We start from the raw sequence: 23,383 nt of genomic DNA on the forward strand, positions 1-23,383 counted from the left end.
CCTGCCCCCCCTGTGTATAGCCGGGCAAGGATCGGTTACAAAAACAGCGATCCTCTGTCAGGATCACACTTGTCCACCCCTTCTCGCCAACAGGAGCCCCTCATGCCCGACAACCCACAGTCAGAGCAGGAATTGCTGGCGCGCGCCTACGCCATGGCGGGCTTCACCCTGGCTCAGCTCGCCGCGACGGCCGGCATCCCGGTGCCACGGGATCTCCGGCGGGACAAGGGCTGGATCGGCCAGTTGATCGAGTGGCAGCTGGGCGCCAGCGCGGGTAGCCGACCGGAGCAGGACTTCCCCGATCTCGGCATAGAGCTCAAGACGATCCCGATCGATCCTCAGGGCAAACCGCTGGAAACCACCTTCGTCTGCGTCGCTCCCCTCATCGGGATCAGTGGCCAGCGCTGGGAGGAGTCCAATGTGCGCAACAAGCTGTCGCGGGTACTCTGGATCCCGGTGGAGGGCAGCCGCACCATCCCCGTCGGTGAGCGCCGGGTCGGCATGCCGTTGCTGTGGAGCCCGAACGAAGAAGAAGACAGGTTGCTGCGTCAGGATTGGGAGGAGCTGATGGACATGATAGTGCTGGGGGAGGTGGAGCAGATCAGCGCACGCCACGGCCAGGTCATGCAACTCCGCCCCAAGGCGGCCAACAGCAAGGCACTGACCCGCGCCATCGGCCGCAATGGCCAGCCGATCCAGACACTGCCACGGGGCTTCTACCTCAAGATTGACTTCACTCACCAGTTGCTTCGGCGTCATTTCGCCCTGCCTGCCTGACGATTGCTATCAACATCCTTGTCATAAAGTGATATAAAAATAACCAGCACTACTTTCTTCGCAGTCAGTGACAAGGAGTCGATATGCCGATCAACAAGCAATTTCTCAAGTCCCGCCCCGAGGTCAAGGTGACCTTCGCAGTGGAAAAGGAGGCCGCAGGCGAGGCCGAACAGGTCTTGCTGCTGGGGGAGTTCAGCCAGTGGCAACCCATTGAATTGAAAAGAATGAAGAGCGGGGAGTTCAAGGCGACCCTCAACCTTCCCACCGATGGCCCCAGCCATTTCGAGTATTGCTACCAGCTGGTGCAGCCGGACGGGGAGACCCGTTATGACAACGACTGGGAAGCGGACGACTACGTGCCCGGCCCCTTCGGGCGCGACAACTCTGTGGTGCGGGTCAGTCAGTAGACGACGACCAGAACACTAACACCTCTGACCGATACCCGAATTACAGACACAAAAAAGGCTCGCCATTGGCGAGCCTTTTCACTACCTGTCGAGCTTTTCGCCGACATACCGACACCAATTCGAATCGAATTAGTTGAGCTTCTCTTTGATACGAGCAGCTTTGCCGGACAGGTTGCGCAGGTAGTACAGCTTGGCGCGGCGAACATCACCACGACGCTTCAGTTCTACACTGTGGATCAGCGGAGAGTGAGTCTGGAATACACGCTCAACACCTTCGCCGTTGGAGATCTTGCGAACGGTGAAAGCAGAGTGCAGACCGCGGTTACGCTTGGCAATGACGATGCCTTCGAAAGCCTGCAGACGCTCTTTACCACCTTCTTTAACACGAACTTGAACACGTACGGTATCGCCCTGGGCAAATGCCGGGATGTCGGTACGCAGTTGCTCTTGTTCAAGCTGCTGAATAATCTTGCTCATTGTCTTTCCTTACCTAGGATAAACTGAAAACTCTACTTAACGCTGTCACGCACTTCGCGGACATACTCGGCAAGAAGTGATTCTTGCTCGTCAGTCAGAGCTAGGTTGTTAATAAGTTCCGGCCTTCTCTGCCAGGTTCGTCCGAGCGACTGCTTGAGACGCCAGCGCCGAATCACTTCGTGATTGCCGCTTGTCAGCGCCTCGGGCACCGCCAATCCATCCAACAACTCCGGCCGAGTGTAGTGGGGATGATCCAGCAGGCCATCCGTGAAGGAGTCCTGCTCGGCACTGGCCTGATCGCCCAAGACCCCGGGGACCAGACGCGAAACCGCATCGATCAGAGTCATGGCAGGCAACTCGCCACCACTTAACACGTAATCCCCGATAGACCACTCTTCGTCGACTTCGGTTTGTATCACGCGTTCATCGATACCTTCGTATCGACCGGCGACCAGAATCAGTTTCTGATTCGTCGCCAACTCGGTTACGCCCGCTTGAGTCAGCTTGCGCCCCTGAGGAGAGAGATAGATGACTTTCGCCCCGTCTCCCGCCGCTTGCTTGGCTGCATGAATCGCATCACGCAGCGGCTGAACCATCATCAGCATCCCAGGCCCACCACCATAAGGACGATCATCGACCGTACGGTGCTTGTCGTGGGTGAAATCCCGAGGGTTCCAGCACTCAATCTGCAGCAGGCCACTCTTGACGGCCCGACCCGTTACCCCGTGCTCGGTAATGGCTCGGAACATTTCCGGGAAGAGGCTAATCACCCCAATCCACATAAGAAACCTCCGGCACCCGTGTTAGCGCGGGAAACTAGAAACCAGGATCCCAATCAACTTCGATTGTTCGAGCAGTCAGATCAATGTTCTTGATCACCTGCTCTTCCAGGAACGGGATCAGCCGCTCCTTTGCACCAAAGGCATCTTTTACATTGGCCTCAACCACCAACACATCGTTGGAGCCGGTTTCCATCAATTCGGTCACCTTGCCCAGGTCGTATCCCTTGGTGGTCATCACGGAGCAACCAATCAGGTCACGCCAGTAGAACTCACCTTCAGGCAACGCAGGCAACAGATCGGCGGCTACGCCAATCTCGACATTGGTCAATGCCAGGGCATCCTCGCGCACATCGATACCATCGAGTTTGCAGATCAGACCCTTGTTGTGACGCTTCCAGGCCGAAACCTGAATCTCACGCCACACCCCGTTCTGATTGATCAGCCAGGGGTTGTAATCGAAAATCGCTTCGGCAACATCGGTGAAGGAGTTCACTTTAAGCCAGCCCTTGATGCCGTAGACGGTACCCAGGGTGCCCAGAACTATAGGTTTTTCCACCTTAACTCCTTACCGTTTGGCTGATTAAGCAGCTTTTTTAGCGTCTTTGATCAGCTTGGCAACGCGGTCAGAAACAGCGGCACCAGTAGCAACCCAATGCTCGATACGAGCCAGGTCCAGGTTCAGCTTTTCAGCGTTACCAGCAGCAACCGGGTTGAAGAAACCAACGCGCTCGATGAAGCGGCCGTCACGGGCGCAACGGCTGTCAGAAACTACTACCTGGTAGAACGGACGCTTTTTCGCGCCACCACGTTGTAAACGAATGGTTACCATATCGTCCTCATGAACATCTAATGAACAAGGCCTGCAAATACGCAGACCCTAGCTTAAAATAAGCCGCGTAATTCTACTTGGATTCGTAATAATTGCAACCAAGCCTGCTATTTTTTGCGCAGGAGTTGGCATGAAAAAGGCTCACCGCAGTGAGCCTTTTTGCCTGACAAGCAGGAAAATCAGAACGGACCGCGTCCGCCACCACCGAATCCGGGCGGCAGCATGTTCTTCATCTGGCCCATCATCTTGCGCATGCCGCCCTTGCCGGACATCTTCTTCATCATGCGCTGCATCTCGGTGAACTGCTTGAGCAGCTTGTTCACGTCCTGCACCTGCATGCCGGAACCCGCGGCGATGCGACGCTTGCGGGAGCCCTTGATGAGATCGGGATGGGCACGCTCCTTGGGCGTCATGGAGCTGATGATGGCCTCCATCCGCACTGTGATCTTGTCATCCATCTGATCTTTCACGTTATCCGGTAGGCCGGACATGCCGGGCAGCTTGTCGAGCATGCCCATCATGCCGCCCATGTTGCGCATCTGGGCCAGCTGCTCGCGGAAATCTTCCAGATCGAAACCCTTGCCGCTCTTGACCTTGCTGGCCAGCTTGGCGGCTTTCTCCTTGTCGACGGTGCGCTCAACTTCCTCGATAAGCGACAGCACATCGCCCATGCCGAGGATACGGGACGCGAGTCGGTCCGGGTGGAAGGGCTCAAGGGCGTCGGTCTTCTCGCCCATACCGATGAACTTGACCGGCTTGCCGGTGATGTGGCGCACCGACAGGGCGGCACCCCCGCGGGCGTCGCCGTCCGCCTTGGTGAGGATGACGCCGGTGAGCGGCAGCGCTTCGTTGAACGCCTTGGCGGTATTGGCGGCATCCTGACCAGTCATGGCATCCACCACGAACAGGGTCTCGACCGGCTTGATGGTGGCGTGAAGATCCTGGATCTCCGCCATCATCTCGGTGTCCACGTGCAGACGACCGGCGGTATCGACGATCACCACGTCATAGAATTTCTTGCGCGCCTGATCGATGGCAGCGGTGGCGATCGCCACCGGCTTCTGGGTCACATCGCTCGGGAAGAAGTCGACGCTGATGTCGTTGGCCAGGGTCTCGAGCTGCTTGATCGCCGCGGGGCGATAGACGTCGGCACTGACGACCAGCACCTTCTTCTTGTGGCGCTCTTTGAGCAGCTTGGCGAGTTTGCCCACAGTCGTGGTCTTACCGGCCCCCTGCAGGCCCGCCATCAGTATGATGGCCGGCGGCTGAGCGGCCAGATTGAGCTGCTCGTTCGCCTCCCCCATGACGGAGACCAGCTCGCCATGCACTATCTTGATGAAGGCTTGGCCCGGGCTCAGGGACTTGGCCACTTCCTGGCCGACGGCACGCTCTTTCACGCGGGCAACGAAGTCACGCACCACCGGCAGAGCCACGTCCGCCTCGAGCAGCGCCATGCGCACTTCACGCAAGGTATCCTTGATGTTCTCTTCGGTCAGCCGGCCACGGCCACTGACATTGCGCAGGGTGCGCGAGAGTCGTTCAGTCAAATTCTCAAACATGACGCATTCCGATTCTTGGCGTAACAATGGGGGCATTATACCCCAGTCAGCACTGTGAGGACGATTACTCACCGCTTGCGGCGGTGACCCGCCATCGAATGAGCGGGTGTAATAAATGGAGGGCATTATACCCCAGTCAACGCCGGAGGACGATTATTCGCCGCACGGGGCCGTCAGCTGCTACTTATATATGGGCAGTTAGCCCCTGGCACAACTGGCGAGCATATCTTGTGCAAGGTATACTGCCCCTCTTATCCATAAAAGCTTGTTCGACAACGACCTGGTTATGATCGTGATCTCTGTTCTGGCCCTGGCGTTTTACCTGCTGGCCATCATCGCCTCTCTGCACCTGCTGCTCAGCGCCAAGCCCGTCGGGCAGGTGTCGCTGTTTGCCTGTGTCGGCCTGGCCCTGACCGCCCATGGCGTGGCGGTGGGAAGCGAGGTGCTGGCCACCCATTCCGGCCAGAATCTCAGCATGTTGAACGTCGCGTCCTTGGTCAGCCTCATCATCAGCTGCTTCATGACCTGCGTCACCCGCCGCTTCAACGGCTGGATCCTGCTGCCCGTGGTCTACAGCTTCTCGGCCTTGCTGCTCGCCGCCAGCGCCCTCATACCGGGTCGCTACATCACCCATCTGGAAGCTCACCCCCAACTGCTGCTGCACATAGGGCTCGCCTTGATGGCCTATTCGGTGCTGATGATCGCCTGCCTGTTTGCGCTCCAGCTTGCCTGTCTGGATCGGCAGCTAAAGTCCAGAAAGATCAGCCATCTGCCCGCCATGCCGCCCCTGATGACGGTGGAGAAGCGGCTGTTCCAGCTCATCTCCGCGGGCCTCTTGCTGCTGACGCTCTCCATCGCCTCGGGCCTGTTCTTCCTGGAAGACATGTTCGCCCAGGGCAAATCCCACAAGGCCATCCTCTCGATCCTGGCCTGGTGCGTCTATGCCTTGCTGCTGTGGGGTCACCACACCCGTGGCTGGCGTGGTCGCAAGGTCATCATGCTGAGCCTCATCGGCAGCGTCATCCTGACCCTGGCCTACTTTGGCAGCCGCTTCGTCAAGGAAGTCTTGCTGAGCTGACGGTTCAGCCACCCCAAAACCATCCCAACAGGAGCCCTTCTTGGACAGTATCTCAACGAGCACATTACTGATTGTTCTCGTTATCTTGATTGTTTTGTCAGCCTTCTTCTCCAGTTCTGAAACCGGTCTGATGTCCCTCAACCGCTACAAGTTGCGGCATCTGGCCCAAACCAAGCACAAGGCGGCCCGTCGGGTCGAAAAGCTGCTGGCCCGACCGGACCGCCTGCTTGGCCTCATCCTCATCGGCAACAACCTGGTCAACATCCTGGCCTCCGCCATCGCCACCATAGTCTGCATCCGGCTGTTCGGGGACATCGGCGTCGCCGTTGCTACCTTCGGCCTCACCCTGGTGGTGCTGGTATTCGGGGAAGTCACTCCCAAGACACTGGCGGCCATGTTTCCCGAACGCATCGCCTATCCCGCCTCCTGGGTCCTCAAGGGGCTGATGGTGCCTTTCGCCCCCCTGGTCTGGCTCATCAACAGCATCACCAACCTCTTGCTCAAGTTGCTGCGACTGGAACATCGCAAGGATGACTCCCTCAACACCGAAGAGCTGCGCACCATAGTCAACGAGGCGGGCAGCCTCATCCCCCAGCGCCATCAGGAGATGCTGATCAGCATTCTGGATCTGGACAAGATGACGGTGGAAAACATCATGGTGCCGCGCAGCGAGATCTCTGCCATCGACATCAATGACGACTGGAAGAGCATATTGCGCCAGCTGGCTCACTGCGCCCATACCAAGATCCTGCTCTATCGCGACAATATCGACGACGTCGTCGGATTTTTACACTCTCGTGACGCCCTCAGGCTGGTCGCCAGAGACCAGTTCAGCAAGTCCAGCCTGCTGCGGGAAGTCGATCCCATCTACTTCATTCCACAGGGCACGCCGCTCAACGTGCAGTTGGCCAAGTTCCAGCGCAACAAGGAGAGGATCGGGCTGATTGTCGACGAGTATGGCGATATTCAGGGGCTGATCACCCTGGATGACATCCTGGAAGAGATAGTGGGCGACTTCACCACCTCCATGGCCCCGGCGCCAAGCGACGAGATCCACCCCCAGCCGGACGGCTCCTTCCTGGTGGAAGGCTCCGCCAGCATCCGCGAGCTGAACAAGGAGATGCACTGGCACCTGCCCATCGACGGCCCGCGCACCCTCAACGGGGTGATCCTGGAGTACCTGGAGGAGATCCCCCAGCCCAACATCAGCGTCAGGCTGGCGGGCTATCCCATCGAGATCATCGAAGTCGAGAACAACATGGTGAAGATGGCGAGGATCATGCCACATCTCTATCGGAACGAGTCAGGTTACGAGGATTGAAAAAAGGCTGCCGATGGCAGCCTTTTCGTCTCACTCGTTCTCGTCATCCGGCTCCAGCACCAGAGTCGGGATCAACTCGCCGAACACCTGCTGCAGCTCGTCGCGGTTGGCCAGCAGGTCTTGCAGCGTATAGCCGTCCATCACCGCGAGGAAGGCGTTCATCGCCTCCTTCAAGGCACTCTTGAGCAGACAGACAGAGACGATGTGGCACACCGGCGAGTTGCAGTCGATGCCGTCCAGGTTGCCTTCCAGCGCCCGGATCACCTGGCCTATGTTCACGCTCTCAGGGGAACAGGCCATGCGGATCCCGCCATTCTTGCCACGCTGGGACTGCAGATAACCCAGCTTCACCAGCTGGTTCACCACCTTCACCATGTGATTGCGAGAGACGTCATACAAGGCAGACACCTTGGCCACGCTCGACAATTCCCCCTCCGGCAAGGTGGCCAGATAGAGCAGGGCTCTCAATCCAAAATCGGTATAGCTTGTTAGTCTCATAGTGCCTGTGGCGCATAGCGCAAAGAATTGATGATTGATCCAGATCAATTAAACATTTAGGATGCAACTTATTAAGTGACATTCCAGATGTTCAATTAGAAAGGACCTCCTATGTTAGACCAAGCCACCATCGCCGTCATCAAGAGCACCATTCCTTTGCTCGAATCGGCGGGGCCTGCCCTCACCCAGCACTTCTACCAGCGCATGTTCAACCACAACCCCGAATTGAAGGATGTGTTCAACCTGGCCCATCAGCGCAGTGGCGGTCAGCCCCTGGCTCTGTTCAGTGCCGTGGCGGCCTACGCCAGGAATATCGACAACCTGGGGGCCCTGACCGGAGCCGTGGAACGCATCGCCCACAAGCACACGGGTTTCCTGATCCAGCCGGAACAATATCACATTGTGGGTAGTCATCTCTTGGCCACGCTCAAAGAAATGGGTGGCAGTGCGGTGACGGACGAGGTGCTGGAGGCCTGGGGCAAGGCCTATGGCGTGCTGGCCGACATCTTCATAGGTCGGGAGGGGGAGCTCTACCGGGAGAAGGCGAGCGAGCTCGGTGGTTGGCAAGGGGCCCGCCCCTTCCTCATCAAGGAGAAGCGCCAGGAGAGCGAGCTTGTCACCTCCTTCGTGCTGGCGCCCGTCGACGGCAAGCCCGTGCTGCGCTTCAAGCCGGGGCAATATATCAGCATCAGGCTCAATCACCCGTCGCTGGAGCATCAGGAGATCCGTCAATACTCCCTCTCCGATGCCCCCAATGGCCGCGACTACCGCATCAGCGTCAAACGCGAGCCCCAGGGCCAGGCCTCCAACCTGCTGCATGACAAGCTTCATGTCGGTGACGAGGTGGCGCTGATGCCGCCGGCGGGGGACTTCTTCCTGCAGACCGAGACGGCCACCCCAGTGGTGCTGCTCTCCGCCGGTGTGGGCCTGACCCCCATGCTGAGCATGCTCAACCAGTTGCTGGCCGAACAAGCGGGAACTGAAATCCGCTGGCTCCATGCCTGCGAGCATGGCACCCAGCACGCCTTCAAGGAAGAGATCCAGGCCAAGAGCCGCCAGCACGCCAGCTTGCAGAGCCGGGTCTGGTACAGGGTGCCTGCCGAGCAGGACGTGCAGGGGAAGGACTACGACTTCAGCGGCACCATGGCGCTGGAACAGGTCACGGACCTCATCCCGGCCAAGGCCCACTACTACTTCTGCGGTCCTCTGGGCTTCATGAAAGCGATCAAGACCCAGTTGCTGGCCCTGGGCGTCCCCGCAGACAGAATGCACTACGAGGTATTCGGCCCCCATCAGGATCTCTGATCCCGCCGCCTGCCCGGAGAAATGCACAAGGCCCACGAACGCAGGTTCGTGGGCCTTGTTGTATCCAGTGACCTGGTTTGCCGGGCTTAGTGCATCGCCTTGGCGCGGGCGATGGCATTGGCGGGCATGCGATTGCCAAGCCGGCTCAGCAGGCTCGCCGCCTTCTGGTGGGTCGCCTTGTCGCCGATGACGGCGCCGTGCAGCCAGTGGTAGGCCTCTTCGTAATCCAGCGGACTGCCCATGCCCTGCAGCAGCATCTCGACCCACTCTATCTGGGCCCGCTGGAAACCCAGGCTGGCGGCCTCCCGCATCAGGGTCTCGGCCCGCACCAGATCCTTCTGGACCAGGATGCCTTTCCAGTAATAGCGCCCCAGCTGCTCCAGTGCCGGGGCCAGGCCCTGATTGGCCGCCTCCCACATGTATTGCACCCCGACCTGGGCGTCCGGCTTGATGCAGACGCCCCAGGCCAGCATGTCCCCCCACAGGAACTGATAGGCCGGGATCTTCATCACAGAGGCGCGCGCCTCTATGTCCTGGGTCAGCTGGCACCTGTCCTGCTTCACCCGGGTCAGATGACGTCCCTGCTCTATCCAGTTGAGCAGTTCGTCCTGGCGATAGAGCGGCACCGCCTGCAGATCTGCGGTGACCAGGGAGCCAGGATTCACCGCCTTGGGTAGCGGCGCTGCCGCCGGGGCTGATACCACGGGGGCAGGTGCTGCAACGGTCGACAGCACAGGGGCCGGATCACCAGCAGGCACCGCGGCTGCCGGTACAGCTGCAGTGGCCGGGGTCGCTGGCGCAACCGGCGCTGGTGCGCTCGATGGCAAGGCCGCCGAGGGCACCGGGAAGGAGGTGGCCGCCACCGACTGGGTTGGCGCGGCCGCGGATACCGGCTCGGCTCCCTGCAAGGGGAGGCTGCACAGACCGACGAGGCCGATGAGGGTACTGGGTTTCATCATAGGGATCTCCTGCTGCCCTCTTTATCGGCAGCCGGGTCCATCTCCTTAGTCCGCCATGGCAAACCCCGGAAATGACAAAGGGGAGCCTGGGCTCCCCTCATGATCGACGCTGCGGCTTATTTGACGAAGTCGACACCCAGCTGGATATCTGCCTTCAGGGTAGCCAGCATGCTGTCCATGGACTCTTGCTCGAAGGCGCTCAGCTTGCCGTAGTCCAGCACGCTCTCGACACCGTTCTTGCCCAGCAGGACCGGCTGCGCGAAGAAGGTGGCGTGCTCGCCATTGCCTTCCACATAGGCGCACTCGATGACGTTGGCTTCACCCTGCAGACCCTTGATGAGCGACAGGCCGAAACGGCAGGCTGCCTGACCCATGGAGAGAGTGGCAGAACCGCCACCGGCCTTGGCTTCCACCACTTCGGTACCGGCATTCTGGATGCGCTTGGTCATGGCAGCCGCTTCTTCTGCGGTGAAGCTGGCCCCTTCGATCTGGGACAGCAGCGGCAGAATGGTCACGCCACTGTGGCCACCGATCACGTTGACGCGGATCTTGTCGATGTTCAGGCCCTTGGCCTCGGCCACGAAGGTCTCGCCACGGATGACGTCCAGGGTGGTCACGCCGAACAGGCGACGCTTGTCATAGACACCGGCCTTCTTCAACACTTCGGCGGCGATGGCGACCGTGGTGTTGACCGGGTTGGTGATGATGCCGATCAGTGCCTTGGGGCAGGTAACGGCACACTTCTCCACCAGGTTCTTGACGATACCGGCGTTGATGTTGAACAGATCGGAACGATCCATGCCGGGCTTGCGCGCCACGCCGGCAGAGATCAGCACGACATCGGCGCCGACCAGAGCAGGGCTCGGATCTTCACCGCAGAAACCTTTTACTTTCACGTCAGTCGGGATATGGCTCAGGTCCGCCGCCACGCCCGGAGTGACCGGGGCAATGTCATACAGGCTCAACTCGGAACCGGCAGGCAGGCGATTTTTCAACAGCAGAGCAAGGGCTTGGCCGATGCCACCGGCGGCACCCAGAACGGCAACTTTCATGATCAACTCCATGTCTAAGCGTAGGTTTAAGGTTGTTTCTAGTTGGGTTAACGCTGTTTCTTATTGTGCGCCTCACCTTAAAGGATCCCCTGCTAAAAAACAATCTGATAACAGTTGTAATCACGGGTTCTGTGAGCCAGGGAACAAGCGGCGACGAAAGCGGAGAGGAATATGCGATAAATGGGAGGAAAGACACAGATTTCCTGTGCCTCCCTCACCATTAAGAGGTAAATACGACTGCTTCAGGACTGGAATGCCAGTGCTCGCTTCTCGCACCAGCGGAAACCAATTGTTAACAAACCATTCATGGTCAGGTAGAGGCCCCCGGCCACGGTGAACACCGCCAGGGTGTCATAGGTCTGGGCGTTGAGACGCTGGGCCAGCCCCATGATGTCCATGATGGTGATGGTGCTGGCGAGGGAACTGCCCTTGAGCACCAGGATCACCTCGTTGGAGTAGGCGGGCACCAGCCGACGGGCGGCGTGACGCGCCTTCATCCACAGGGTCTGGCCGGCCGAGAAACCGAGCGCCCGGCAGGCTTCCACCTCACCGGCGGGGATGGCATCGAGCGCCCCCTTGAACAGCCGGGTGGAGTAGGCAGCGGTGTTGAAGCCAAGCGCCAGCACGGCGCAGAACCAGGGTTGCTTGAGCAGCGGCCAGAGCGGCCCGGCCTTGAGCCATTCAAACTGACCCGGCCCGTAATAGATGAGGAAGATCTGGATGAGCAGCGGCGTGCCGGTAAAGATCAGCACCCACAGTTGCACCAGCTGGGTCGCCACCGGAATGCGGCGCTCCAGCACCCAGGTCATGCCAGCCGCCATCAGCACGCCGAGCAGCAGGCTGAGCGCGGTGAGCTGCAGGGTGATGGCCAGCCCCCCCAGCAGGGTCATCAGGTAATCCTGCATGATCAGCCTCCGTAACGGCGGGTATAGCGGGACGCCTGCTTCAAGCCAAATTCACTCACCAGGCTGATGGCCAGGTAGATGAGGGCCGCAGCGGCATACCAGGTGAAGGGTTCATAGGTGCTGGCCGAGGCCATCTGGGCCTGACGCATCATCTCGTTCACCCCGATAAGCGACACCAGCGCGGTGTCTTTCAGCAACACCAGCCACTGGTTACCGAGGCCCGGCAAGGCATGGCGCCAGGCCTGGGGCAGCACGATGCGAAAGAAGATGTGGCTCTTGCCAAGGCCCAGCGCCAGCGCCGCCAGCCGTTGCCCGGCGGGCACCGCATTGAGCGCCGCCCGCAGGGTCTGGGTGGCGTAGCTCGCAAACAGCAGGGAGAGCGCCAGCACGCCGCAGGCGAAGGGGCTGAACTCCACATACTCGCCGGTGATGAGGAAGAGCACCTGGGTCGAGCCAAAGTAGATGAACAGCACCACCAGCAGCTCGGGCAAACCACGAATGAGCGTGGTCAGCGTGGCCACAGGCCACACCAGCCAACTGCGCTTGCTGAGCTCGGCGGCGCTGAACGCCAGCGCAAGCACCATGCCTCCGACCAGTGATGCCAAGGCCAGCCCCAGGGTCATCCAGGCTGCATCCAACAACAGGCTCAGCATGGCTTACTGCGCGAAGTACTTGTCATAGATCTTCTGATAGGTGCCGTTGGCCTTGATCTCGGCCAGCCCCTTGTTCAGCTGAGTCAGCAGCTCCTGGTTGCCCTTGGCCACAGCGATGCCAAAGCCGGTACCAAAGTACTTGGCGTCGGTCACAGGCGTGCCGATGACAGCGTACTCCTTGTGCTGCTTGAGCCAGTCGGCGGCGACGGCGGTGTCGGCGAAGACGCCGTCGGTACGGCCGTTCATCATGTCGAGGAAGGCGCTCTGGTAGCTGGCGTAGGGCACGGTCAGCAGACCCTTGCTCACCCAGTTGTCCACCAGGTAGGACTGGTGGGAGGTGCCGTTCTGCACGCCGACCGTCTTGTCCACCAGCTCTTCAGGCCCCTTGAAGGCACCCTTCTTGGCCACGAATACCGCCGAGTTCTCGTAATAGATGTCGGAGAAGTCGACCTGGGCGGCCCGCTCCGGGGTCACGTCCATGGCGGCGATGACGGCGTCATAGCGACGGAACTTGAGGCTGGGGATCAGGCTGTCGAAGGCCTGGTTGTGGAAGCTGCACTCCAGCTTGGCCTGCTCGCAGACGGCGCGAGCCAGATCGATGTCAAAGCCCTGGAATTCGTTCTTGTCATCCAGGTATTCGAACGGCGCATAGGTGGCCTCGGTGGCGAACTTGATCTCCTTGGCCAGCACCGAGGTGCTCAGCAGACCCATGGCAGCAACCAGCAACAGACTCTTTTTCATGACAGCTTCCTTATCGATTCAGTATCAATGCATCAAGAATTCGGCAAACCGGCTGGTTTGCGGAGATTGGAAGATGGCGGCGGTGCCGGATTCGATGATCCGCCCCTTCTCCAGATAAATCACCTGACTGGCCACCTTGCGGGCGAACTCCACCTCGTGGGTCACCACTACCTGGGTGATGCCGGTCTGGCTCAGGGTGCGGATGATCTCCGCCACCTCTTTGGTTATTTCAGGATCGAGCGCCGCGGTCGGTTCATCGAACAGCAGCACCTGGGGATCCATCATCAGGGTACGGGCTATGGCCACCCGCTGCTGCTGACCGCCGGAGAGGCGCGCAGGCCAGGCATCCCGCTTGTCGGCCAGCTGCAACTGGGCCAACAGGTAGGCGCCCTTCTCGATGGCGGCCTCGCGGCTCATGCCAAGCACCTTGATGGGGGCTTCAATCAGGTTCTCCATCACTGTGAGATGGGGCCACAGATTGTACTGCTGGAACACCATACCCACCTTGCGGCGCAAGGCCTGGGCCTGACGGTTGAATTCCGCGGCAGAGAGGCTGGACGGGAAAGAAAATTCACTGTCAGCAATGCGCAGCACACCCGCATCCGGGGTGTCCAGCAGGTTCATCATCCGCAGCAGCGAACTCTTGCCCGCACCGCTCGGGCCCAGCAATACCAAGGTCTCGCCGGGTGCAGTCCGGAAGCTGACCTGTTGCAGTACCGGCACCTTGTGCCAGGATTTTTCGATGCCGATTAATTCGATACCCATACAGCCCAATTGAATAAGTTTTCAAAATTTCGTCCTGATTCTAGCGCCAGCATAAGTTGATGCAAGCTATATTTGAATCAATATGCAGAACAAGCGCCGCTTCCTTGCCAAAACAGGCATATGAATGCAAAATAGCAGCGCTGTTCGTATCTGCCGCCTGAGCGTGACAGGCGGTCACCTCCCTCATTCGTGAGTCCAAGATGAAACATAACGACAAGCAAGAAAAACTGGCCAAGGCCTTTAAAGCCTTGCTGAAAGAGGAGCGCTTTGGCTCCCAGGCAGAGATAGTCACTGCCCTGCAAGAGATGGGCTTTGAGAACATCAACCAGTCCAAGGTCTCGCGCATGCTGAGCCGCTTCGGCGCCGTTCGCACCCGCAACGCCAAGATGGAGATGGTCTACTGCCTGCCGGTGGAGCTGGGTGTGCCCACCACCTCCAGCCCGCTCAAGAATCTGGTACTGGATGTCGACCACAACGGCGCCCTGGTGGTGATCCACACCAGCCCGGGTGCGGCCCAGCTGATCGCCCGCCTGCTCGACTCCCTCGGCAAGGCCGAAGGTATCCTCGGCACCATAGCCGGTGATGACACCATCTTCATCACCCCGACCAGCGACACCGACATCGAAGAGCTCTACCTCTCCGCCCTCGAGCTGTTCGAACAGACCCCCTGATCGGGGCGCGCTCGCGCCACCCGAACGAAAAATCCCGGCCAAGGCCGGGATTTTTGTTTCTGCACGATCGGCAAGTCGTTACTTACCCTGGGCGACCAGAAAATCGATGGAGGGGGCAAAGAAGGCGGCCCCTGTCACCGCCCTGGTGAAGCGCAGCAGGTGATCGAAGTGGCTGCCCTCCCCCTTGTACATGCTGGCCAGCATGGCGTTGAAGTGCTGCGGGGTGCGGCAGCAGGAGATGAAGTAGAGCCCCTGCTCGGTCATGGTGCCCCAGGGCATGCTCTGGCGCAGTATCTCCATGGACTCCCCCTTCGGGGTCTTGAGGTTGACCCGCTTGATGTGGGAGGTCAGCGGCTTGTCGGCCGACTCGTACTCGATGTTGTCTGCCTTGGTACGGCCAATGATGTCTTCCTGCTCCTTCAGGGCCAGCTTCTCCCAGTCGCTCATGGCATGCACCCAGCGCTGGACATGAACATAGGATCCGCCGGCAAACTCGCCCCCCTCCAGCAGTGCCACCTCGGCCCTGTGCTCATCCTGGGGGTTCTCGGTGCCGTCGACGAAACCGGTCAGGTCGCGGCAATCCAGATTGCGGAAACCACGCACCTCTTCGGCCAGCTCCACCAGTCCGGCCAGCAGCGCCATCACCCGCTGCCCGGCGTGATGGAGCACGTCGACCCGATCGGCACGCAACTGCACGAAGAGATCGAACGGGGTATTCGGGGCCTCCTGGCCGTTGGCAGACTGCGCCATGAAGCCACGGAACTGGGGCGGACGGGCGGCAGGGTAGATGGCATCCCAGCCCTCGGCACCGACGGCGACCAGACCGCTGAAACCGGCGTCGGGGAAATCGGCACTCACCGCATCCCACAGAACCGGCAGCTTGGCCAGACGGGCCGCCAGCTCGGCACCGTCACCGGTGCGATTGAACATCAGATAGAGGGCATGCAGATTCGGCTCTGCGCAGATCCCGGCTTGGGCTTTCATTTCTCTCTCCAAAGACATTGGCTATGGGCGTGGCGCGATTATAAACCGGAACCGGGTCAATTCCTTGATTTCACATCACTATCAGGGCATCTGTTCGAACAGCACCAGGGCATGGGGGGCCACGGTCACCCGCGCCCTCTCCCCTTCGAGAGGCTCCCCTATGCTGGCCTCCAGCACCTGACCGGCGCACTCCACCAGCACCCGGCAGTGATGGCCGAGGAACTGCTGCTCCCGCACCAGCAAGTCGCCATCAGCGGCGGCCGTCAACACCAGCTGCTGGGGCCTGAGCATCAGCTGCAGCCGCTCTCCCGGGGAGCGACCGTGTGGTTCATGGCCACAGATGACCCCGAGCGCTGTCTGCACGCAGTGGCTGTCCACCACCTCGACCGCCAGATAGTTGACCCCGCCGAGAAACTCCGCCACGAAGCGGTTCTCGGGGCGGCGATAGAGCTGCTCCGGCTGGCCCACCTGCTCGATATGACCGGCCCGGAACAGCGCCAGCCGATCGGCGAAGGCGAACGCCTCCTCCTTGCTGTGGCTGACGAAGATGGCGCCGATTCCCTGACGCTTGAGCAGGGCGCGGATCTCCAGGATCAGCTTCATCCTCACCTGGGTGTCGATGTTGGAGAAGGGCTCGTCCAGCAGCATCAGCCGCGGCTTGCAGACCAAAGCGCGGGCGATGGCGACCCGCTGCTGCTGGCCACCGGAGAGCTGATGGGGATAGCGATCCCCCAGCCCCTGCAGATTGACCAGGGTCAGCGCCTCCTCGATCTGCTGCTGGCGGCTGTCGCGAGGCACCCGAGTCAGCCCGAAGCCGATGTTCTCGGCCACCGTCAGATGGGGGAAGAGGGCGTAATCCTGAAAGATCATGCCGATGTGGCGACGCTCAGGCGACACCGTCACGCCGGGCCCATCCAGCAGGGTATCCCCCAGACGAATGCTGCCTTCCGCCAGCGGCAGCAGGCCGGCGACCGCCTTGAGCAGCGTGGTCTTGCCACAGCCACTCGCTCCAAGCAGGCAGACGATCTCGTTGTCGGCCACCGTCAGGGAGAGCTGTTCCAGCACGTTCTGGCCGTTATAACGGCAGCTTACCTTCTCTACTTGCAAGCAAGACACGACTCGGTTCCTCTCGTGTTAAATTCAGCGCAGCCACTCGCTACCAAGCTCAGGCAGACGATCCCGTTGTCGGCCACCGTCAGGGAGAGCTGTTCCAGCACGTTCTGGCCGTTATAACGGCAGCTTACCTTCTCTACTTGCAAGCAAGACAAGACAGACTTCCTCTCGTTTCTGGCGGTGCGCTGCCTTTCGGTCAAGCACACCGCATGCAATTTCATTGGCCGATGTGGCGACTCAATGCCCCGGGCTGTCCAGGCTGCGGTTGACCCAGATAAGCGGCACCAGCCCCACCAGCACTATGACGATGGCGCCGAGCGCTCCCCGCTCCAGCATCTCGTCCGAGACGAACTGGTAGACGTGGGTGGCCAGGGTCTCGAAGTTGAACGGCCGCAGCAGCAAAGCCGCGGGCAGCTCCTTCATGGATTCGATGAACACCAGCATGGCACCGGCAAAGAGGCCGCGTCTCACCAGGGGCAGATGCACCCGGCGCAGCATGCCCCCCGTCCCCTGCCCCAGGGAGCGGGCCGCCATGTCGAGGCTGGGGGAGACCTTGCCCATGCTGCTCTCCACCGAGCCGATGGCGATGGCCACGAAGCGCACCAGGTAGCCGAATACGATGGCGGTGAGGGTGCCGGTCAGCAGCAGGCCTGGCCCCTGCATCCCGAGCCACTCGGCCAGATCGTTGAGACCAAAATCCAGCGCCGTCAGCGGCACCAGCACCCCGATGGCCAGCACTGTGCCCGGCATGGCATAGCCGGTGGCGGCGATGCGCAGGGGCAGCAGGCTGCGGGTGCCGCCATCGAGGCGGCGGAAGAAGCCGAGCAGCAGGGCTATGGCCATGGCGAGCAGGGCTGTCAGTGCCGAGATAGCCAAGCTGTTGCCGGCGAAGCGCACAAACTCCGGCGTCCACGACAACTCGAAGTAGCGCACCCCGTAGTCCAGCAGTATGACGAACGGCAGGCCGAAACCGGCCAGCACCAGCCCCCAGCACCAGAGCCCGGCCAGCAGACGGCTGGCCCCCTTGAGGGGGTAGCGCAGGGGCTGCTCATGGCCCATCGACTTCTGGAACACCTGCTGACGCTGGCGGGAGCGGCGCTCCAGGGCGATGAGCAGCACCACAGCCAGCAGCATCAGGCAGGAGAGCCGGGCGGCTGTGGCCAGGCTGCCATAGCCGAGCCAGGTGTCGTAAATGGCCGTCGTCAGGGTGTTGATGGCAAAGAAGTGGACGGTGGCGAAGTCCGCCAGTGTCTCCATTGCCACCAGCGACGCCCCCACCATGATGGCGGGACGAGCCAGGGGCAGGCTGAGGCGACGAAAGCTCTGCCAGGGGGTGCAACCGAGCAATCGGCTGGAGTGGATCAGGCTGACCGACTGCTCCAGGAAGGAGGCGCGCGCCAGCAGATAGACATAGGGGAAGAGCACCAGCGCCAGCACCCAGGCGGCACCGCCGAGGGAGCGGATGGCCGGGAACCAGTAATCGGCCGGGCTCTGCCAGTCAAACAGGGATCTCAGGCCCGCCTGCAGCGGGCCTGAGTAGTCGAGCAGGTCGGTATAGACGTAAGCCACTATGTAGGAGGGCATGGCCATGGGCAGCATCAGCGCCCACTGCAGGGCGCGGCGCCCCGGCACCTGGCACATGGCGACCAGCCAGGCGGTGGGCACCCCGAACAGCAGGCTGAGCAGCACTACCCCCAGCACCAGCCCTGAGGTGTTGCCAAGGTAATCGAGCAGCACTGTATCGGCGAGGTGGCGAAACAGGTCTCCGTCTGCCGAGAAGGCAGAGAAGATGAGGGCAAGCACCGGTAAACCCAGCAGCAGGGCGGTGGCCCAGCTGCCGGCAATCCATCCAAAATTTTTCATGAGACCACAGCGATTGATGGGGCCTTAGGCCCCATCTGATTACAAGTCGAATTTCACTTCATCCAGCAGCTGCAAGGCGTCCTTGCGGTGCTTGGCATAGTCGCTGACCGGCATGGGGTCAGACTTGAAACTGCCCCAGGACTTGACCATGGCGGAAGGCTCGACCCCGGCCTTGACCGGATACTCGGCATTCACGTCCGCATACATGTGCTGGGCGGTATCGCCAGAGAGGAACTCCATCAGCTTCTGGGCGGCTTCCTTGTTCTTGGCGTACTTGGTCATGGCCACGCCGCTCACGTTGACGTGGGCACCGCGATCAGTCTGGTTCGGGAAGTTGATGTAAACCGCCTCGGCCCAGGATTTCTGCGCCGGATCTTTCAGCATGGCGCCCAGGTAGTAGCTGTTGCCGAGGGAGACATTACAGATACCGTCCTTGATCGCCTTGACCTGATCCCGGTCGTTGCCTTGCGGCTTGCGCGCCAGGTTGGCCTTGACCCCTTCCAGCCAGGTCTTGGTGTCCGCCATGCCGTGATGGGCAATCATGGACGAAACCAGCGCCACATTGTACTCGTGCTTGCCGCTGCGGGTACAAATTTTTCCTTTGAATTCAGGCTTGACCAGGTCTTCGTAGCGGATGGTGTCGAGCTTGCCGAGACGATCCTTGCTGGAGTAGATGGCGCGCACCCGGGTGGTCAGGGCGAACCACTTGTTGTCCGGATCGCGGTAGATGGAGGGGATGTTCTCCTGCAGCGTCTTGCTGTCCACCGGCTGCACCAGATCCTTGTCCACCAGATCGGTCAGACGACTGATGTCGACGGTCAGCATCAGATCCGCCGGGGAGAGCTTGCCTTCGCGCTCCAGGCGCTCGTTCAGCCCCTCTTTGGCAAACACCACGTTGACCTTGATCCCGGTCTCTTTCTCGAACTGCTGGATGATGGGCTTGATCAGCTCATCCTGCCGATTGGAGTAGACATTCACTTCAGCGGCGGCAAAGGCCGACTGGGCGATCAGCGAGGAGAACAGCAGCGCCAACATCTTCATTTTCATCATCCATTCCTTGTCTGTGCATATAGTGATAACTATTTTCGTTTGCATTCTGCATGAATCGGGATGAGAGGATCAAGGCGGTTTGCAGAGGTAAGGCCACATATTTAATCGTCGCCAAAACAAAAAGACCGGATGGAATCCCACCCAGTCTCTCCATGATCACGCATTCTCTTTTGCTATCGGTCCGGCAGGGCCTGAGCGATCAACCCGGTCGGCTCAGTGGCCGGGGCCCTGGCGCGGCATCACAGCGCCTCGTCGTCGCTCTCGCCGGTACGGATGCGCACTGCCTGCAGCAGGTCATAGACGAAAATCTTGCCGTCCCCTATCTTGCCGGTATAAGCCGCCTTGCAGATAGCCTCGATCACCCCTTCCACGTTCTCGTCGGCGGTGGCGATCTCCAGCTTTACCTTCGGCAGGAAGTCGACCTGGTACTCGGCACCCCGGTATAATTCGGTGTGCCCCTTCTGGCGACCGAAGCCCTTGACCTCGGACACGGTCAGACCCTCGACCCCCAAGTTGGCGATGGCCTCGCGCACGTCGTCCAACTTGAAAGGTTTGATAATCGCAGTAATCAGCTTCATCTGGTTGCTCCCAATCCATGGTATGTCACGAATGGGTCATCAATTCTTGTGCCAAGTATTTTTATTGTTTATTTTCATAAAGATAGCCATTAACCCTTGAGCCGTTTCGGCCCAGGATCACCAAGGAAGCGCATCTCGCCCCATAATGAGGCACCAAGCTGCACCAGACTCCCTTGATGCACCAAATGAGAGCATCACCCCATGTTAGTCATCTCCAACAGCGTGATCATTCCCTGGCATGAGCTGCAGTTTCAGACCATGCGCGCCCAGGGTGCCGGGGGCCAGCACGTCAACAAGACGGACTCCGCCGTCTGGCTACGCTTCGATTATCGCGGCTCCCCCAGCCTGCCGGATCTCTACAAGGAGGGGCTGGAGAAGCTGAGCGACAGCCGGGTCCACGATGGCTTCATCCAGATCAGGGTCGAGACCCACCGCAGCCAGGACATGAACCGCAAGGAGGCCATGAGCCGCCTGACCGAGCTGCTGAAAAAGGCCGCCTGGCGCCCCAAGGCCCGCCATGCCACCAAGCCGACCCGCAGCTCCCAGCGCAAGCGGGTCGACGCCAAGAAGCGCAAGGGCGAGATCAAGTCGGCCCGTGGCAAGCCCGGGATGGAGTGAGCCGTTCAGGCCGAGGAAAAGAGACTCATGAGATACAGTTTTTGTGACAGCGCCCAAGGCCCCCTGCTGGTCGCCATCGACCAGGATGGCCTGCGCTTCGTGGAGTTCGTGCGAGGGGAACAGCCGGTGACGCCCAGAGCGCAGTGGCAGCGGGACGATGTGGCCCTGGCCCCCTACCTCGAACAGTTCGAGACCTATTTTGCCGGCCGGCTGCGGCGCTTCACGCTGCCGCTCGCCGCCAGAGGCACCCCCTTCCAGCAGTCGGTGTGGCGCGCCCTGTGCGACATCCCCTACGGCGAGACCGTCAGCTACCTCGAGATAGCCCAGGCCATCGGCAACCCCAAGGCGGTGCGGGCCGTCGGGGCGGCCAACGGCCGCAACCCGCTCAGCATCATAGTGCCCTGCCACCGAGTGATAGGCAGCAGCGGCGCGCTGACGGGGTACGCCGGCGGCATTCCCATCAAACGCTGGTTGCTGGCGCTGGAACAACAGACTGTCGACCACTTCACGCTGACTCCCTGACCCTTGGTTAGCCGGCGGCATCCCGTTCACAACACTGGTTGCTGGCGCTGGAGCAACAGACTGTCGGCCACTTCACGCTGACTCCCTGACCCCTGGTTAGCCGGTGGCATCCCGTTCACAACACTGGTTGCTGGCGCTGGAACAACGGACTGTCGACAACTTCACGCTGACTCCCTGACCCCTGGTTAGCCAGCGACATCCCGTTCACAACGCTGGTTGCTGGCGCTGGAACAACAGACTGTCGACAACTTCGCGCTGACTCCCTGACCCCTGGTTAACCAGCGGCATCCGTTCACAACACTGGTTGCTGGCGCTGGATCTGGAGAACAGAGGCTTCGAGCTGACGCCGCCGGGCGTTTAGCAAAATGAACATAGTATGAAGAATCGCCTCAGAAGGGCTTCAGACTGGGAAAGGCATGATGTACCCACACTTGGATGGCACGGCTCATCCCTCATTCAAGTGGCACCCATGTGACGCTTCCAATCTGTCTTTTTCCCCGCGCCTCCTCTGAGGCGCTTTTTTTTTTGCCCGACAACGGCCACAAGAAAGCCCGCCGAAGCGGGCTTTGATCTGAAGGTGCTAACCTCGAGGCCACTCAGAGGGCGAGGAACAGACCCGCGAGCGAAGCGCTCATCAGGTTTGCCAGCACCCCCGCCAGGATGGCGCGCATGCCGTAACGGGCGATGAAGGACTTGCGCTCCGGCACCATGGCCCCCAGGCCGCCGATGAGGATCGCCATGGAGGAGATGTTGGCGAAACCGCACAGGGCGAAGGTGACTATGGCCTTGCTCGACTCGTTCAGCGTCTGATCCTGCACCAGGGCGATGAAGGCGACGAACTCGTTGATGACAATCTTGGTGCCGATAAGCGCCCCGGCCGCCTGGGCCTGATCCCAGGGCACGCCGATCAGCCAGGAGACGGGGGCGAACAGCCAGCCCAGGATGATCTGGAAGCTCAGATCCAGCCCCACCAGATCACCGGCCCAGCCCAGCAGGCCGTTGAGCATGGCGATCACGCCGACGAAGGCCAGCAGGGTCGCACCCACCGCCACAGCGATATTGAGGCCGGACATGGCGCCATCGGCCGCCGCTTCGATCACGTTGGTGGCGCGGGGGATCTCCACGTCCTGATGGTGATCCACCTCATCGGCACCGGGCGGCACCAGGATCTTGGCCATGGCCAGACCGGCAGGCGCCGACATGAAGGCGGCGGCGATCAGGTATTTCAGCTCGACCCCTATGCTGGCATAGCCCACCAGGGTGCCACCGGCCACTGAGGCGAGACCGCAGCTCATCACCGCGAAGAACTGGGAGTCAGACATCTTGGAGAGGTAAGGCTTGACCACCAGAGGCGCCTCCACCATGCCGACGAAGATGTTGGCGGTGGCGGAGAGACTCTCGGCACGGCCGGTGCCCAGCAGCTTCTGCAGGCCACCTCCCAGCAGGGCGATGACCCGCGGCATCAGGCCTATGTGGTAGAGGATGGCGATCACTGCGGAGAAGAAGATGATGACCGGCAGCACGTTGAACGCGAAGATGAAGCCCAGCTTGAACTTGGCCAGGTCGCCGAACAGGAAGGCAATCCCCTCCTGACCGTAGCCGATCACGCTGCTGACGCTCTCACTGACGCCGTTGAGCACGCTCTGACCGGCGGGCAGCCAGAGCACCAGGGCGGCGAAGAGGACTTGCAGGCAGAGGGCGAGACCCACTGTTCTCAACGGGATACGACGACGATTATCAGAGCAGAGTGCGGCTAGCGCCAGGATACTCAAGATGCCGAGCAGGGCGATCATAGGGATTCCATCTAGTGGGATTAAAGATGGGCGCGGATTCTGCTCCCCTCCCCCCATCACTGCAAGCCCACCTGGTTACAGCC

At 60.6% G+C, this 23,383-nt stretch carries 26 protein-coding genes; 8 read left to right on the forward strand and 18 right to left on the reverse strand.

What is annotated here, in order from left to right; genetic code table 11:
* Positions 1–102 precede the first annotated feature (102 nt).
* Together mutH and Aeroheme_RS17800 are read left to right on the forward strand one after the other, a co-directional pair.
* Complete coding sequence (gene mutH / locus Aeroheme_RS17795; RefSeq protein ID WP_005332349.1) at positions 103–777, forward strand: DNA mismatch repair endonuclease MutH; 675 nt, start codon at positions 103–105, stop codon at positions 775–777.
* An 83-nt stretch (positions 778–860) separates the two neighbouring features.
* Positions 861–1,184: an isoamylase early set domain-containing protein gene (locus Aeroheme_RS17800; protein WP_005332348.1), complete on the forward strand. Its 324-nt coding sequence runs from the start codon at positions 861–863 to the stop codon at positions 1,182–1,184.
* Between the two features lie 129 nt (positions 1,185–1,313).
* Here the strand turns inward: Aeroheme_RS17800 and rplS are convergent, their stop codons facing one another.
* The 5 genes from rplS to ffh all read right to left on the reverse strand — a co-directional run bounded on the left by rplS (position 1,314) and on the right by ffh (position 4,831).
* The gene (rplS, locus tag Aeroheme_RS17805; protein ID WP_005313505.1) at positions 1,314–1,661 is read right to left on the reverse strand and encodes a 50S ribosomal protein L19; all 348 of its coding nucleotides are present in this window, start codon (positions 1,659–1,661) and stop codon (positions 1,314–1,316) included.
* A gap of 32 nt (positions 1,662–1,693) precedes the next feature.
* Positions 1,694–2,443 carry a tRNA (guanosine(37)-N1)-methyltransferase TrmD gene (trmD, locus tag Aeroheme_RS17810; protein WP_011704631.1) on the reverse strand — a complete coding sequence of 250 codons (750 nt, stop codon included), beginning with the start codon at positions 2,441–2,443 and terminating at the stop codon, positions 1,694–1,696.
* Between the two features lie 34 nt (positions 2,444–2,477).
* Positions 2,478–2,999 (reverse strand): ribosome maturation factor RimM, encoded by a 522-nt coding sequence (gene rimM / locus Aeroheme_RS17815; RefSeq protein WP_005332346.1) that lies wholly within the window; start codon positions 2,997–2,999, stop codon positions 2,478–2,480.
* A 24-nt stretch (positions 3,000–3,023) separates the two neighbouring features.
* Positions 3,024–3,272: a 30S ribosomal protein S16 gene (gene rpsP / locus Aeroheme_RS17820; protein WP_025325696.1), complete on the reverse strand. Its 249-nt coding sequence runs from the start codon at positions 3,270–3,272 to the stop codon at positions 3,024–3,026.
* A gap of 179 nt (positions 3,273–3,451) precedes the next feature.
* Positions 3,452–4,831, reverse strand: a complete 1,380-nt coding sequence (gene ffh, locus Aeroheme_RS17825; RefSeq protein ID WP_139436841.1) for a signal recognition particle protein — start codon at positions 4,829–4,831, stop codon at positions 3,452–3,454.
* Between the two features lie 286 nt (positions 4,832–5,117).
* Here ffh and Aeroheme_RS17830 point away from each other — a divergent pair, with 286 nt between their 5' ends.
* Entirely contained in the window at positions 5,118–5,909 is a 792-nt protein-coding gene (locus tag Aeroheme_RS17830; RefSeq protein WP_041204421.1) for an inner membrane protein YpjD, read from the forward strand.
* A 40-nt stretch (positions 5,910–5,949) separates the two neighbouring features.
* A complete protein-coding gene (locus tag Aeroheme_RS17835; protein ID WP_106884999.1) occupies positions 5,950–7,230 on the forward strand; it encodes an HlyC/CorC family transporter in 1,281 nt (426 codons plus the stop codon).
* Between the two features lie 30 nt (positions 7,231–7,260).
* Here the strand turns inward: Aeroheme_RS17835 and Aeroheme_RS17840 are convergent, their stop codons facing one another.
* Positions 7,261–7,728 carry an Rrf2 family transcriptional regulator gene (locus tag Aeroheme_RS17840; RefSeq protein ID WP_106885000.1) on the reverse strand — a complete coding sequence of 156 codons (468 nt, stop codon included), beginning with the start codon at positions 7,726–7,728 and terminating at the stop codon, positions 7,261–7,263.
* A 111-nt stretch (positions 7,729–7,839) separates the two neighbouring features.
* Here Aeroheme_RS17840 and hmpA point away from each other — a divergent pair, with 111 nt between their 5' ends.
* On the forward strand, positions 7,840–9,033 hold the full coding sequence (gene hmpA / locus Aeroheme_RS17845) for an NO-inducible flavohemoprotein (RefSeq protein ID WP_408752020.1): 1,194 nt from the start codon (positions 7,840–7,842) through the stop codon (positions 9,031–9,033).
* Positions 9,034–9,119: 86 nt separating this feature from the next.
* Here hmpA and Aeroheme_RS17850 read toward each other — a convergent pair whose 3' ends face one another.
* The 6 genes from Aeroheme_RS17850 to Aeroheme_RS17875 form a co-directional block, all read right to left on the reverse strand.
* Positions 9,120–9,698 carry a tetratricopeptide repeat protein gene (locus Aeroheme_RS17850; protein ID WP_234690161.1) on the reverse strand — a complete coding sequence of 193 codons (579 nt, stop codon included), beginning with the start codon at positions 9,696–9,698 and terminating at the stop codon, positions 9,120–9,122.
* Positions 9,699–10,108: 410 nt separating this feature from the next.
* On the reverse strand, positions 10,109–11,044 hold the full coding sequence (gene mdh / locus Aeroheme_RS17855; RefSeq protein ID WP_111912157.1) for a malate dehydrogenase: 936 nt from the start codon (positions 11,042–11,044) through the stop codon (positions 10,109–10,111).
* A gap of 242 nt (positions 11,045–11,286) precedes the next feature.
* Positions 11,287–11,949, reverse strand: coding sequence for an arginine ABC transporter permease ArtM (artM, locus tag Aeroheme_RS17860; RefSeq protein ID WP_408752019.1), 663 nt, complete (start codon positions 11,947–11,949; stop codon positions 11,287–11,289).
* 2 nt (positions 11,950–11,951) lie between these two features.
* Positions 11,952–12,602, reverse strand: a complete 651-nt coding sequence (artQ, locus tag Aeroheme_RS17865) for an arginine ABC transporter permease ArtQ (RefSeq protein WP_025325687.1) — start codon at positions 12,600–12,602, stop codon at positions 11,952–11,954.
* 3 nt (positions 12,603–12,605) lie between these two features.
* A complete protein-coding gene (locus Aeroheme_RS17870; protein ID WP_025325686.1) occupies positions 12,606–13,343 on the reverse strand; it encodes a transporter substrate-binding domain-containing protein in 738 nt (245 codons plus the stop codon).
* 24 nt (positions 13,344–13,367) lie between these two features.
* Positions 13,368–14,108 carry an ATP-binding cassette domain-containing protein gene (locus Aeroheme_RS17875; RefSeq protein ID WP_106885004.1) on the reverse strand — a complete coding sequence of 247 codons (741 nt, stop codon included), beginning with the start codon at positions 14,106–14,108 and terminating at the stop codon, positions 13,368–13,370.
* Positions 14,109–14,308: 200 nt separating this feature from the next.
* On the opposite strand from Aeroheme_RS17875, the gene argR reads away from it, so the two are divergent.
* Positions 14,309–14,779, forward strand: a complete 471-nt coding sequence (gene argR, locus Aeroheme_RS17880; RefSeq protein WP_005308670.1) for a transcriptional regulator ArgR — start codon at positions 14,309–14,311, stop codon at positions 14,777–14,779.
* 78 nt (positions 14,780–14,857) lie between these two features.
* Here the strand turns inward: argR and Aeroheme_RS17885 are convergent, their stop codons facing one another.
* From Aeroheme_RS17885 to glnK, 5 genes are all read right to left on the reverse strand, one after another.
* Positions 14,858–15,763 (reverse strand): Dyp-type peroxidase, encoded by a 906-nt coding sequence (locus Aeroheme_RS17885; RefSeq protein WP_168236390.1) that lies wholly within the window; start codon positions 15,761–15,763, stop codon positions 14,858–14,860.
* Between the two features lie 81 nt (positions 15,764–15,844).
* Positions 15,845–16,879 (reverse strand): ABC transporter ATP-binding protein, encoded by a 1,035-nt coding sequence (locus Aeroheme_RS17890; RefSeq protein WP_411166300.1) that lies wholly within the window; start codon positions 16,877–16,879, stop codon positions 15,845–15,847.
* A gap of 234 nt (positions 16,880–17,113) precedes the next feature.
* On the reverse strand, positions 17,114–18,739 hold the full coding sequence (locus Aeroheme_RS17895; RefSeq protein ID WP_411166301.1) for an ABC transporter permease: 1,626 nt from the start codon (positions 18,737–18,739) through the stop codon (positions 17,114–17,116).
* A gap of 39 nt (positions 18,740–18,778) precedes the next feature.
* A complete protein-coding gene (locus Aeroheme_RS17900) occupies positions 18,779–19,786 on the reverse strand; it encodes a Fe(3+) ABC transporter substrate-binding protein (RefSeq protein WP_411166302.1) in 1,008 nt (335 codons plus the stop codon).
* 242 nt (positions 19,787–20,028) lie between these two features.
* Positions 20,029–20,367: a P-II family nitrogen regulator gene (glnK, locus tag Aeroheme_RS17905; protein WP_005332325.1), complete on the reverse strand. Its 339-nt coding sequence runs from the start codon at positions 20,365–20,367 to the stop codon at positions 20,029–20,031.
* A 201-nt stretch (positions 20,368–20,568) separates the two neighbouring features.
* On the opposite strand from glnK, the gene arfB reads away from it, so the two are divergent.
* On the forward strand, positions 20,569–20,985 hold the full coding sequence (gene arfB, locus Aeroheme_RS17910; RefSeq protein ID WP_408752014.1) for an alternative ribosome rescue aminoacyl-tRNA hydrolase ArfB: 417 nt from the start codon (positions 20,569–20,571) through the stop codon (positions 20,983–20,985).
* Positions 20,986–21,012: 27 nt separating this feature from the next.
* Positions 21,013–21,507 carry a methylated-DNA--[protein]-cysteine S-methyltransferase gene (locus tag Aeroheme_RS17915; RefSeq protein ID WP_411166303.1) on the forward strand — a complete coding sequence of 165 codons (495 nt, stop codon included), beginning with the start codon at positions 21,013–21,015 and terminating at the stop codon, positions 21,505–21,507.
* Positions 21,508–22,103: 596 nt separating this feature from the next.
* Here Aeroheme_RS17915 and Aeroheme_RS17920 read toward each other — a convergent pair.
* Entirely contained in the window at positions 22,104–23,300 is a 1,197-nt protein-coding gene (locus tag Aeroheme_RS17920) for a NupC/NupG family nucleoside CNT transporter (RefSeq protein WP_289986423.1), read from the reverse strand.
* Positions 23,301–23,383 lie beyond the last annotated feature (83 nt).

The sequence above is a fragment of the Aeromonas sp. DSM 116730 genome (genome assembly GCF_046581335.1).
Taxonomy (GTDB): domain Bacteria; phylum Pseudomonadota; class Gammaproteobacteria; order Enterobacterales; family Aeromonadaceae; genus Aeromonas; species Aeromonas rivipollensis.